This is a genomic window from Caballeronia mineralivorans PML1(12) (genome assembly GCF_001028175.1).
Taxonomy (GTDB): domain Bacteria; phylum Pseudomonadota; class Gammaproteobacteria; order Burkholderiales; family Burkholderiaceae; genus Caballeronia; species Caballeronia mineralivorans.
In genome coordinates this window covers 43,619-55,514 of the sequence record NZ_AEJF01000180.1, presented here as the reverse complement: position 1 = coordinate 55,514, position 11,896 = coordinate 43,619, and the positions used below count along the sequence as shown (strand labels likewise).

Sequence of the window (11,896 nt, the reverse complement as noted above, 5' to 3'; positions counted from 1 at the left end):
CAGGGCTTTCTGACGGAGCGGGTATGTACAAAGTCGTAATCAGCACGACGTGCGAGTCGTTTACGCTTCCACACAACGCGCACCTGTCCGACGCCGCCGAACTACAGCTCGGCGGCCTTACGTTCGGTTGCCGGTCGGGCGTGTGCGGTATCTGCGTGATCGAGGTGCTCGCCGGCATAGAAAACCTGTCCCGCCCCGAGGAAAAGGAAAGTCAGTTCCTAGAATGGCTCGGCCACGAAGGCGATAGCAAACGCCTCGCGTGCCAGTGCCAGCTGCGCGGCGACATCACCATCCGGCAATGTTGAGCGAGGAGGTAACCGTGCCCGATGTCGTCACGCTATCCGGCAGTCCCGTCATGCCGTCGCGCAGCCAGCATCTCCTTTGCGTAGCGGAGGAGATGCTATGCGAGCGAGGGTATTCCGTACAACGCATCGACGTCCGCCAGTTACCGGCACAGGCTCTCGTGTACGGCGACTGGAACGATCCCGCCGTGCGGGCGGCGCTCGAAACAGTGCGCGCCGCGCGGGCGGTCATTGTGGCAACGCCGCTCTACAAGGCATCGTATTCCGGTGCGCTTAAAACGCTGCTGGACCTGCTGCCGCAGACCGCGTTCGCGCACAAACCGGTACTCGCATTCGCGACGGGCGGTAGCCTGGCCCATCTGCTCGCGCTCGACTACGCGCTCAAACCGGTGCTCGTCGCGCTCGGCGCGCGCCTAATGCTCGACAATGTATTCGCTACCGAATGCGATATCCACCAAACCGACGGTGTCTACAAGCTAGCCGGTTCGCTCGCGCAGCGACTGTCCAGTGCCGTTGAGTCGCTTGCACAGGCGCTCGAAGATCGCGAAGCGCTCGCGCGGCTGCGCGCCAGCACCGTTCTAGACCAGATGAGCGCAGTCGCACAGTAACGGCGCGTGCGCCGCCGAAAGACATTTTTCTCAAGATCGACTCCGACACGGACAACGTTCATTTGTGGCTCCTCCTCATTAAACGATGCGCGAAAAATCTTGCCGGAATCTTTCTTGCTGTTCTGGCGGGGAAGGTCGGATTCGTGGCAAATGTCAGTCAGCAGAGTCTACAGTCGCATTTTGGGGGCATTTTGGGGGCATCTCCATGAGAGAAAATTATCTCACCCTTTGCTGGTATGCCTTAGAAGCAACAGGTTCATTCCGGCCTCGACCACATACAGTTCTGCAGAATTCCGATGAAGTTCGAGAACCCGCTATAGCTCAAGGCTTGGCGGGTTTTTGCGTTCTGGGGAATCCGAGAGCATCTATTGACATCCGGGGGCATGTTAGGGGCATTTTTGGGGGTGTCGGCGTACGCCACCGGTTCTGACGCACACGTTCCCTGCGACAGCAGGCTGCGCTCACACCTCAGCATCAGATTGACCCAGGACTAAAAAAATGCCGTCCGCTTTGACGCGGACCGCACATCGTGTGCCCCGGATCGCGGATCGTCCTACGGTTAAGGATCGAGCACAAGGCGCGGCGATACGGCCCGCGAGCAGCATGCGATGACCATCGTGCTGGCCCACTTTTCGTCGTCGGAGAGCACTTAGTCCCGATGATCGGCCTGCCCTGCTTTCGGGCCGGTCGAACATGCGCCGCAGATGCCCTGCTCGCAGGAAAGCGACACGTCGATATAGATGCAGGCGGAGCCGCGCAAGCTCGTTTCAACATAGGTCTTCGGCATCGTTTCCACGTTCGGAACATCCATGACTGAGAGCTGCCGCCGAAGTAGGAGCGACAGAAATCGCCTGACGTGATGAAGACTTCGTCGTGCGGTCGAGTTGATCGGCGAGGTCGGATAATTCCGCGACAGGCTCAGCCTTTTGATTCCGTGATCCTCAATATCACTTGTCCCCGAACATTCTTGAGCCGGACGTAAGCGCGGTGCGTCGACCCATCAACCGCGACCACATGCGCATTGGGGCCGATGCAGCCGTCGCCAATCCGTGACCCCTACCTGCATCGGCTTTGAACATCGAGACGACTTCGGCTTCGCCAGCGACATAAAGCAGATGCATTTGCGGGTCGAAGTCGACGACGTCCGGATCTTGACCGATGTCGAAGGAAGACGTGACGCGCATCGTGCGCATATCGAGCGCCAACAGCGTGTCGTCGCCTTGGCACGCGATGATCCGGTCGGTGGCCGGGTCTATTTCGATCAGTCGCTGTTGCGATTGCACGTTCACAAAAGAATCGCGGGCGGCAACGCTAAGCACTTCTGAAGAGGTTCTGCTCCGTGAAATATCCGGTTGAAGCCATGACGAACAACGACCGAGAGCGAGTCTCTAAGCAACTGCAACATAGCAGAGGTAACTTAGCCATAACTTAGCGTCGACTGGATTCCTGTCGCGATAACGCTAAATAGTACGAAGGGGTTTATCGGCGCCATCAGGCAGCCACCGTCGGGACACATCCTTGTCCCGACGTCGTCATATTCCGTAGCTATCTTCCAGTGATACCCCTTGTAATTTTCCGGTAAGAGATAGACAAAGGCCAACCACATCAGATCGCCACGCCTTGCTATTTCCGCACTCTCTGTATCGGTCGTCTTTGCCAAGGAGCTCGTCGTGAAGCGAACAAAAGGAGCAAGAAATACAGCAACGCTACGTGTTGGTGTGGTCCGTAATAAAGTCGCGCTGGCGGTTGCCGGTGCGGTTCATCGTCTCGCGCCCCCCAAAAACCGCCCGGTCTTTTTCGAGGAACAATCATGAAGAATCATTCGTTCGAACGCGTGTTCAAATTGTGCATTGTCGCATCGGCAGTACTGCTTGCCACACAGGGGGCGCGCGCCGATTCAGAGCACGAGGGGGAATCCACGGAACGCAGCGGACGGATGCCGCTGGCGACTGGCCAGTACGTCACGCCTACGTACCTCAGCGGTGCGGTTCAGCAGCCGCTCAACCCGGGCTTGGCCGCATACCCGAACTTTGTCGCGGGCGAAGCGGTGCGTTCACAGCTCAGCCCGGACGGCACGACGCTCGCAGTCCTTTGCGCAGGCCAGAATTCGCTCTACGCGCCAGACGGTACAGTCGATCAGGCAAACTCGACCCAGTACATTTTCCTTTACAACGTGGCGGGCGCCAACATGGCGAATCCCGTGCTGACCCAAGTGATTCAGCAGGCCAACGCCCACGTCGGTCTGGTCTTCTCGCCAGACAGCAGCACGCTCTACGCGGCGGGCGGCGTAGACGATGCCGTATATGCGTACCACAAGAGCGGCGCGACCTGGTCGCAGACGGCAAAAATCGCGCTGGGCCATGCCGGCAAGGGCGTGGGCCTGAACGTGCAACCCAATGCCGGCGGCCTGGGACTATCCGCTGACGGCAAGACGCTGGTCGTGGCCAACAACTACAACGATTCGATCAGCGTGATCGACACCGCGTCCAGCACCGTGCGCTATGAGCACGACCTGCGTCCCTATCAGGCGAACAATGAAGGCGCCGACGGCGCCGCCGGTGGAACCTTTCCGTTTGCGGTGGTCGTGAAGGGCAACGGCACTGCCTACGTGTCTTCCGATCGCGACCGCGAAGTCGTCGTAGTCGACATCTCCTCGCCCACCGCCGGGCGCCTGCTCAAGCGCATCAAGCTCGACGGCAATGCCCTCGGGATGACGTTCGATGCCTCGCAAGCCAGGCTGTACGTGGCGCAGGACAACGCCGACCAGGTCGCGGTCATCGATACCGCAAGCAACTTGGTCACCGCGAAGATCGACGCGCGCGCTCCGGCGGACCTGCTACGCGGATCGAAGTACACGGGCGCAGCCACATTCGCGGTGACGGTTTCCAAGGATGGCGGGATGCTTTATGCCGTCAATTCCGGCTCGAACTCAGTGGCCGTGATCCCGCTGTCCGGCCGCAATGCGAACACCGTCACGGGCCTGATTCCCACGGCCTACGAGCCGCATGACATCACGTTCAGCGCCGACGGAAACTGGATGTATATCGTGAATGGCAAGAGCATCACAGGCGCCAACCCGGGTCACCTATATGGCAACACGGCGCTCGTCACCAGCGTCACCTACCCAGGCGGCAACGCGGCGGCCGCGGCTGCGGCAAGAGCGTCAAACCAGTATCAGTTCCAGCTCGAACGCGCGTCCCTAGTCAGCGCCCCAGTGCCCAAACCGTATGAATTGCCTAAGCTGACGGAGATCGTTGCGCAGAACAACTTCTACTCGGGCGAATCAGGCGAGCGCGACGAGGGAAAGATTGAGTTCTTACGCAATCGGATCAAGCACGTCATTTATATCGTTAAGGAAAACCGCACCTTCGACCAGATCCTTGGCGACCTGCGCAACGGCGCGAACGCCGATCCGAGTCTGGCAATGTTCGGCCGGAACATCACGCCGAACTTCCACAGCATCGCGAGCAACTTCGTCACGCTGGACAACTTCATGGATCCCGGCGACGGCAGCATGGACGGCTGGTCATGGGCGCTGCAGGGCCGCGTGACCAATACCGAGACGATCACCCAGCAGCTGAACTACGCCGCCGTGAACCGTGGCCTGTCCTACGAGTCCGAAGGTTCGAACCGCAACGTGCCGGTCAATCTGGCAACCGTCACGGAACGCGACCACGCAACCAACGGCGCGTACAGCAGCGGGTCCGGCGGGCTGGTTGGCGGCCCGGTCAACCTGCTGGCGGGCGTAGGCAATCACGCGTCCTCCGACGCACCGTTTGGAATCCAGAAGGGCTACATTTTCAATGCGGTGCTCGCAGCGGGCGGCACCGTGCGCAACTACGGCTTTCTGGTCAACAACATCGGCAGCATCGGCACCCAAGGTTCGCCAGTATCGAATCCGTTTGGCTCAGGTGTCGTGCAAGTGGCCCCGCTTGAACCGACGCTCGCGGCGCTCACCGACGTCTACTTCCGTGGTTACGACCAGAACTACCCGGACCTCTGGAGGTACAACGAGTGGAAGCGCGAATTCGACCAGTTCGTGGCGCAGGGCAATCTGCCCAGCCTGTCGACGGTTCGCTTCAGCCATGACCACACGGGCAGCTTCAGCACCGCGCTGGCCGGCGTCAACACACCGGAAACCCAGCAGGCCGACGACGACCTAGCGGTTGGCCGGCTCGTCGAGGCCGTGGCCCATAGCCCCTACGCGGCGAACACCCTGATCATCGTCACTGAAGACGACTGCCAGGACGGCCCGGACCACGTCGATTCGCATCGCGCGACGTCATATGTCGTTGGCCCGTACGTCAAGCAAGGCGCGGTGGTCAAGACGCACTACAGCCAGGTCAATGTGTTGCGGACGATCGAGGACATACTCGGCACGCAGCACATCAATCTGAACACCGCCTATCAGCGGCCAATGACAGACGTCTTCGACACCCGTTCATCAGGTGCCTGGACCTACAACGCCACCGCCTCTACCGTTCTGAAGACGACGACACTGCTGGCGCAAGGCCAGCCGGACGGCAGCGTGCGATTCGCACAGGGCCCGGACGTCAAGCCCAGGCACGACGCCGCCTACTGGGATAAAGTCACCATCGGCTTCAATTTCGACGAGGCCGATCAGGTACCCCCCGCCAAATACAACAAGGTGCTGTGGTCCGGCATCAAGGGGAAGAAACCGTATCCGACGCGGCCCCACGGTCAGGAGCTTGCTCAAACGGACGACTGATACTCAGCCCGAATGCTCAGGGGCAAGGCAACTCCGCCTCGCCCCTGAGCGCCGACCGCGCAAAGGGCTTCGGCCCAGAACCTACGAACGGTGGGCGGCCAACGCCACGATGGGCAGAAAGGCTTCGCAGACAGCAGTCGTTCGTGGACTTCCTCGAAGAGCCTCACGCCAATGTGCAGTTCTCAGCCCAGCCGTTGCGAACTGCACGGGCCGCACGGTGAGCAAATCGAGTCCTCGCAGGGAATCGAAGGCATAGGCACTTCTGCTTCCGCCACTGCCGCCTGGCGGCGAATACTCAGCCTGCCGTGACGGTGATAGTTCGGCTAGAGAATGGGGTACAGCGTGAATTGGCCGGGGCGGATGTCACTCAGTCCCAGGAAGCGGGCTAGAGACCAACACGGCGGCAATAGCTACGACTCCAATCAAGACCCAAGATTCCACGTGCAAGACTGTGGAGAAGCGCTTTAGGCGACGGGTTTGGTTAGCAGACGAATCCCTCAGCGACGCTAGCAAGGATGGCATTTCGAAGAAGCATCCAGTCGCTGCGATGATATGGGGCACTTTTGTTGGCCCCCTTATCGCTTTGGTTTCGTTCACCTGCTCGGTGGGCAATGTTCCACTTGCCGCGGTGCTGTGGAACGGTGGTATCGGCTTCGGCGGTGTCGCGGCCTTCATATTCGACGGCCTCATCATTCCGCCGATTCTAAACATCTACCGGAAGTACTATGGCGGTAAGATGCCCTGGTACATGCTCGTCACCTTCTACGTCGCGATGGTGGTTGCAGCGCTTGCCGCGGAGCTCATTTTGGGACTGGCCGGCCTGGTCCCGCAGCAGCGCAACGTCGGCATTCTGACCGAGACAATAACGTTCAATTGCACGACCGTGCTTGACATCGTCTTCGCGGCTATAAGCGTCGTTCTGATCATCGTATTTTATAGGAGCGGTGGCTATGAGCACCATCACGAACATGGTCGCGGTGAAGCATCGGATCAGGGTGATACCGCGCATACGCACGAACACGCACGAACACCACAGGCACGACCATCACTAACGACAACGTACTCACATCGTGAACCGTACTTTCATCGAACCATTCCAAATACGATGCCCGTACGGCACCACTCGGCTGCACAATGTCGTCGTTGCTGCGTCAACATGAGTGCCTTACGACACCGCCCACTCGCCAGGAAGGCCGCTTGATGAGAGTATTGATAATCGAGGATGACGCGGATATCGCGACGAACCTCTACGACTATCTGGAAAACGGCGGCTATGAGGTCGACGTTGCATCAGACGGCGCAATGGGTCTGCATCTCGCCGTGACGCAGCACTGGGATGCAATCCTGTTGGACCTGTCGTTGCCGGGCGTGAATGGGTTGACCATCTGTCGCAAGCTGCGGGAAGAAGCACGTCGGGATACTCCGGTCCTGATACTGACGGCTAAAGATACGCTTGACGATAAGCTGCAGGGTTTCATCCAGGGTGCGGACGACTACCTGATCAAACCATTCTCGCTCAAGGAAGTTGGCGCACGCCTCGCTGCACTCATCAAACGCTACAAAGGGCAGGTAACGCAAGCGGTGTTGAGTTGTGCGGATGTGCGCTTCGATGTGTCGACATTCACGGTGGACCGCGGCGGACGGCCAGTCAAACTGCCACCGAAGTGTCTGCAGCTTCTGCGCATCCTGATGCAATCGCCGAATAAGGTGTTCGGCCGTGCCGAACTCGAGGCCGAAGTCTGGGGCGAGCAGTTGCCGGACAGCGATACGCTGCGCGCGCACGTCTACACGTTGCGACGCGCGCTAACCGCCAACGGCGAGGACGATCTTATCGAGACTGTCCACGGTCTCGGCTACCGGCTCGTGGTGGACAATGCGCACCCGCTCTAGCCTGCGCCTCAAAGTTGCACTGGTTTTTTCTGCGCTGACCATCCTGTTGCTTGTGGGTCAGGCTCTCGGCGTAAAAGCGCTCGCCGAGGCGCAGGAAGAGAAGCTCATCGCGGCGCTGATCGAAGACGACATGGCGAATCTGCTCCAGAGCTACCGGATGGACCCGAAACTTGTTCCGCCCATCGACCCACAGCTCGGCGCACACGTGTCCACCGCCGGCACAACGCCGGTCGCCTTGCCCGCTTCTGTGAAAGATCTGCGCGACGGCACACACGAGATCATTGTCGGCGACCAGGAAATCCACGTGGCGGTCGCCGCGCTCGGCGATGCAAAGGTATTTCGGGTCTACAACTTCAGCCGCTATGAGCAACGCTTCAAGAAGGTGATCGACGCGCTAATGGCCGGCACGGGCGTGTTCGCGTTGCTCACCATTTGGCTTGCGTTTGGCCTAGCGGGCCTCCTGGTTCGTCAGGTTGCCGGCTTTGCTAGTCAGGTCAAGGCGCTGAAATTGGGTACGGTGACTGCGCTGAACCCCGGCAAATACGACGAAGCGGAGGTTGTTGAACTGGTCGAAGTATTCAACGATTATCACCGCCAAATGGCGCGGATGATCGAGCGCGAGAAGGAGTTCACGAGCAACGTGAGTCACGAATTGCGAACGCCACTCACGGCCATCAAGACCAGTTGTGAACTCCTCGAGCAGGATACGGCCATTGGTTCGAAGTCCCGGGCACGCCTGCAACAGATCGATCGCGCGACCGATAACATGATCGAGATGACCAATGCCTTGCTACTCCTGGCACGGGAAGAATCCCCTGCAGATGTTCGGCCAGTGCGCCTCGCCAGCGCTATCGAGGACGCACTGGATCCTTTTGCAGAAGAGCTGCTTGCCAACGGTATCGAGACAGTGCTCGACCTCGACAACAGTCTGTGCGTCCAGGTTAACCGTTCGGCACTCGCAATCGTTCTGTCGAACCTGATCGACAACTCCGTGCGGTACACCGATCGCGGCAGTATCCGTTTTGCCTATAGGGATGGCCTGCTGCAGATAGAAGACTCGGGCCGTGGCATACCGGGGGAAGCCCTGGCGCATGTGTTTGAGCGTTTTTACCAGGCGAGGCCCGCACACGCAGGCCGCCGAACGTTCGGCATCGGACTTGCGATCGTAAAAAAGATCTGCGATCGTTATCAATGGTCCATCAAGCTCGACAGCGAGCCCGGTAAAGGCACTCGCGTCTCGTTACGTTTGCCGCCGGTTGACTGAAAATTGCCGGGATAGGGCCCCCTTCGGTGGGTATTTTTTTGCGACACCGGTTTTCTACGAAACTTATTGGATTCCTCGTCTACTGTGGCGATGGTTGTCACCGTTGCTCCGTGACGAAGTGCAGTCGTCTTCCATTCGCCGGCTCTGGTCGGGCGACGCGGCGCAAAAAACGAAGTTAGCCATCAAACATTACTATTTGAAAGCAAAGACTGGCTGACCGCGGCCCGACTATGCACCTGTCCGTTAAACCTGGCGTCCGTTATGCCACCGTGGCACTAAGCAAGACGCCGCCACATACTCGACGGCGAATGTCGTGAACTTGTTTTTGACCATTGGTAACTGGCAGATCGAAACACAAAAGCGCTGAATTGAGAGCCTCGATCGACCGTCCCATGGCCCACTTTCGCCTTCCCGTTGTTACTCGATCAGCGCCGGTCGATCCGACCGCGCATGTCGGTGAATGAGTGTTGCGACGCAGTGTGCGCCACGACCACCAACCACGTAATACGGATACTCACAACGAATTGACGTCTTCTTGACGAAAACTTCACAACCCCTTGCGTAGCATCCACGTCTGTCGCCGTCTCAACAGGCGGCCAACAAACCCATGGATGCTGTGTTATGCGCCGACCGTTGCTGCTCGCCTGCGTCATGTTGACGGGATGCGCGGCCTATCGCCCGCAGCCCATCGTTCCGATGCAACTGGCCCGACACTTCGAGGACCGAACGCTTGCGAGCGCCGAACTGCGCGCGTACCTCGCGCGGCAATCCGGGCACGATATTGATCCGTGGCCCTTGCCACACTGGAACCGCGAGATGCTCACCCTCGCGGCTTATTACTACAGCCCGGCGCTTGATATTGCACGGGCCCAGTGGGGCACCGCGAAAGCGGGCATCGATGTCGCGGGCGCAATTCCGAACCCGGTGCTGCAACTGCCGTTCCAGTACGCGACGCCGAACCCGGGACCGGGTGCGCCATGGATCGCGGGCCCCGCGCTCGACATTCCGATCGAGACCGCGCACAAGCGCGGCTACCGGATCGACCAGGCCTCGCACCTGTCGGAAGCCGCGCGCCTCGCCCTCGGCAATGAGACGTGGAAGGTACGCGCACAGGTGCGTGACGCACTAATTTTGCTGTACGCCGCCCAACAGCGAGCTGCATTCTTGTCGCGCAAAGTCGAGGCCCAACAACAGGTCGTCGCAATGGTGACGAAGCGCCGCTCAGTCGGCGAAAACTCCGGACCCGATGTCGACGCGGCAGTGCTCGCGTCCTCCCAGGCACAGGCCGATCTCGCCGCCGCGTACAGTGCCCAACAGGACGCGCGCGCGCAACTGGCCACGGCGATCGGCATGCCGGTGGCCGCACTCAGCGCCGTCCAGCTCGATCTCGACGCGTTCGGCACAGCCCTGCCTGCACCACCCGCCTCTGACGCGCAGCGCGAGGCGGTTTTCCATCGCGCCGATCTGCTGGCGTCGCTCGCCGAGTACGCGGCCGCCGAATCGGCGTTGCAGATCGAGGTCGCGAAGCAATATCCGGACATCCATCTCGGCCCCGGCTACACATACGACACGGGTACGAACAAGATCGGGTTCGGGCTCGCTGGCATCACGCTGCCGGTTTTCGACCAGAACCAGGGCGGCGTTGCACAGGCGGAGGCGAAACGCAAGGAGGCGGCCGCGCGCACCGCGGCCTTGCAGGACACGATGCTCAACGACCTTGACCATGCGCTCGCCCACTACCGGGCGAGCCTTGATGCCGTGCTGCTCTCTGCCGCACATCTCGCCACCGCGCTAAAGCAACTGGACAGCCAGTCGGCAAGCTTCGCAGCCGGCACCACCGACCGTCTCATGTTCACGCAAGCTAGGGCGGACTACCAGGCGAGCGAGATTGCCCATCTGGACGCCGTCGTCGTCGCACAGCAGGCAGCCGGCAGGCTCGAGGACGCTATGCAGCACCCCCTCGCAGTGGAGACCATCAACGCCCCCGTGACCCAACAAGAGATACCGCGATGAAACGCACATTGGTCATTCTTTTAGTTGTCTCCGTGCTGCTGGCGGCCGGTGCCAGCTGGTTCATCTACCAGACACTTGTTGCCAGTCAGCCGAGGCCGGGCGCCCTTGTGCAGGCCGCCGCTCAGCCGTCCGTGCAGACGGTGAACGGTGAAACGGTGGTTGTCGTGGCCGCCGATGTACAGCGCGCCAGCCACATCGAAGTCACGCCGCTGACAGCCGTCGCCATCCAGCCGGAGAACGCGGCGTACGCAACAGTCGTCGACTTGCAGCCGCTGTTCGATCTGCGTAATCGGCTCGCGGCCGCGCGAGCCGATTACAAGGCGTTGCGCGCACAAGCCGGCAACTCGAACGCACAGTACGAGCGTAGCCGAGTGCTGTTCGATGACGATCGCAACATCTCGCAGAAGAGCCTGCAGGATGCACGAGTGCTCATGCAGGCGGATCAGGCAAAGCTCCAGTCGGCCAACGCGGCGCAAAGCGGGCTGGATGCGACGATGCGCCAGCAATTCGGAGAAGTGCTTACGGTCGCGGCAATGGCGCCGGCCTCAGACCTGTTCCAGCGGTTGCTCGCCGGCCGCGCGGTGGTGTTGCGCGTGACGCTACCCGCCACCTACAGCAGCACCGCACCCGCGCGCATCACGGTCGATGCGCCGGACGGCCAGCCGGTCGCGGCGCAGAAACTCTCGGCTTCGCCCCAAGGTGATCCTGCGGTCCAGGGCAACCCGTATTTCTACGTGACCGGGCGCGCGCTGCCCGTTGGAACCCACACCGCCGCGCACGTGCCGGCGTCGAACGGGAGCGTGTCCGCACTCGTGATTCCCGAAGCGGCGGTCATCTGGTACGGCGGCCAGCCGTGGACCTACGTGCGCACTGCGCCGGATCGCTTCACGCGACGCTACGTGCCGGCATCGTCTCCCGGCGACCAGGGCTTCGTCGTGACGAGCGGCTTTCATGCCGGCGACGAAGTGGTGATGCGCGGCCCACAATTGCTGCTTTCCCAGGAACTCCGGCCGCAGGGCATCGCGACGGCGTGCAAGGATCCGCCCGAATGTGACGACTGACCCGCAGATCGGTTTGCACTTCGCCCACA

The 11,896-nt window shown here is 60.6% G+C and carries 11 protein-coding genes and 1 pseudogene; 9 read left to right on the top strand and 3 right to left on the bottom strand.

All coding sequences use genetic code 11. The annotated features are described in order from the left end of the window. Positions 1–23 precede the first annotated feature (23 nt). On the top strand, positions 24–305 hold the full coding sequence (locus tag EOS_RS30870) for a 2Fe-2S iron-sulfur cluster-binding protein (RefSeq protein ID WP_047895997.1): 282 nt from the start codon (positions 24–26) through the stop codon (positions 303–305). A 14-nt stretch (positions 306–319) separates the two neighbouring features. Beyond that, positions 320–910, top strand: coding sequence for an NADPH-dependent FMN reductase (gene ssuE, locus EOS_RS30865; RefSeq protein WP_063177465.1), 591 nt, complete (start codon positions 320–322; stop codon positions 908–910). A 649-nt stretch (positions 911–1,559) separates the two neighbouring features. Here ssuE and EOS_RS47225 read toward each other — a convergent pair. Together EOS_RS47225 and EOS_RS30860 are read right to left on the bottom strand one after the other, a co-directional pair. Then, the gene (locus EOS_RS47225; protein WP_160312544.1) at positions 1,560–1,721 is read right to left on the bottom strand and encodes a hypothetical protein; all 162 of its coding nucleotides are present in this window, start codon (positions 1,719–1,721) and stop codon (positions 1,560–1,562) included. A 136-nt stretch (positions 1,722–1,857) separates the two neighbouring features. Next, positions 1,858–2,199, bottom strand: a complete 342-nt coding sequence (locus EOS_RS30860; RefSeq protein WP_152693197.1) for a YncE family protein — start codon at positions 2,197–2,199, stop codon at positions 1,858–1,860. Between the two features lie 381 nt (positions 2,200–2,580). Between EOS_RS30860 and EOS_RS47220 the strand changes: the two genes are divergently transcribed. Together EOS_RS47220 and EOS_RS30850 are read left to right on the top strand one after the other, a co-directional pair. Further along, positions 2,581–2,724 carry a hypothetical protein gene (locus EOS_RS47220; RefSeq protein WP_160312543.1) on the top strand — a complete coding sequence of 48 codons (144 nt, stop codon included), beginning with the start codon at positions 2,581–2,583 and terminating at the stop codon, positions 2,722–2,724. Next, the gene (locus EOS_RS30850) at positions 2,721–5,639 is read left to right on the top strand and encodes a bifunctional YncE family protein/alkaline phosphatase family protein (RefSeq protein WP_047895994.1); all 2,919 of its coding nucleotides are present in this window, start codon (positions 2,721–2,723) and stop codon (positions 5,637–5,639) included. The genes EOS_RS47220 and EOS_RS30850 overlap by 4 nt, the downstream gene beginning before the upstream one ends. A gap of 363 nt (positions 5,640–6,002) precedes the next feature. On the opposite strand, the pseudogene EOS_RS48355 reads toward EOS_RS30850, so the two are convergent. Continuing rightward, a pseudogene (locus EOS_RS48355) lies at positions 6,003–6,170 on the bottom strand (copper resistance protein CopD); the annotation flags it as partial. Between the two features lie 16 nt (positions 6,171–6,186). Between EOS_RS48355 and EOS_RS43730 the strand changes: the two are divergent. From EOS_RS43730 to EOS_RS30825, 5 genes are all read left to right on the top strand, one after another. After that, the gene (locus EOS_RS43730; RefSeq protein ID WP_053064088.1) at positions 6,187–6,840 is read left to right on the top strand and encodes a permease; all 654 of its coding nucleotides are present in this window, start codon (positions 6,187–6,189) and stop codon (positions 6,838–6,840) included. Further along, complete coding sequence (locus tag EOS_RS30840) at positions 6,840–7,529, top strand: response regulator transcription factor (protein WP_047895993.1); 690 nt, start codon at positions 6,840–6,842, stop codon at positions 7,527–7,529. Before EOS_RS43730 ends, EOS_RS30840 begins: the two co-directional genes overlap by 1 nt. Next, positions 7,513–8,793 carry a sensor histidine kinase gene (locus EOS_RS30835; RefSeq protein WP_047895992.1) on the top strand — a complete coding sequence of 427 codons (1,281 nt, stop codon included), beginning with the start codon at positions 7,513–7,515 and terminating at the stop codon, positions 8,791–8,793. The genes EOS_RS30840 and EOS_RS30835 overlap by 17 nt, the downstream gene beginning before the upstream one ends. Before the next feature lie 621 nt (positions 8,794–9,414). Then, complete coding sequence (locus tag EOS_RS30830; RefSeq protein ID WP_047895991.1) at positions 9,415–10,806, top strand: TolC family protein; 1,392 nt, start codon at positions 9,415–9,417, stop codon at positions 10,804–10,806. Further along, positions 10,803–11,867, top strand: a complete 1,065-nt coding sequence (locus EOS_RS30825) for an efflux RND transporter periplasmic adaptor subunit (protein ID WP_047895990.1) — start codon at positions 10,803–10,805, stop codon at positions 11,865–11,867. The genes EOS_RS30830 and EOS_RS30825 overlap by 4 nt, the downstream gene beginning before the upstream one ends. Positions 11,868–11,896: the final 29 nt, after the last annotated feature.

Excerpts from the sequence above, each read along its gene's own strand:
- EOS_RS30870 (WP_047895997.1), top strand. The coding sequence starts at position 24 with ATGTACAAAGTCGTAATCAGCACGACGTGCGAGTCGTTTACGCTTCCA.
- EOS_RS43730 (WP_053064088.1), top strand. The coding sequence starts at position 6,187 with ATGATATGGGGCACTTTTGTTGGCCCCCTTATCGCTTTGGTTTCGTTC.
- EOS_RS30850 (WP_047895994.1), top strand. The coding sequence starts at position 2,721 with ATGAAGAATCATTCGTTCGAACGCGTGTTCAAATTGTGCATTGTCGCA.
- EOS_RS30830 (WP_047895991.1), top strand. The coding sequence starts at position 9,415 with ATGCGCCGACCGTTGCTGCTCGCCTGCGTCATGTTGACGGGATGCGCG.
- EOS_RS30825 (WP_047895990.1), top strand. The coding sequence starts at position 10,803 with ATGAAACGCACATTGGTCATTCTTTTAGTTGTCTCCGTGCTGCTGGCG.
- EOS_RS30835 (WP_047895992.1), top strand. The coding sequence starts at position 7,513 with ATGCGCACCCGCTCTAGCCTGCGCCTCAAAGTTGCACTGGTTTTTTCT.
- EOS_RS30840 (WP_047895993.1), top strand. The coding sequence starts at position 6,840 with ATGAGAGTATTGATAATCGAGGATGACGCGGATATCGCGACGAACCTC.
- EOS_RS47225 (WP_160312544.1), bottom strand. The coding sequence starts at position 1,721 with ATGGATGTTCCGAACGTGGAAACGATGCCGAAGACCTATGTTGAAACG.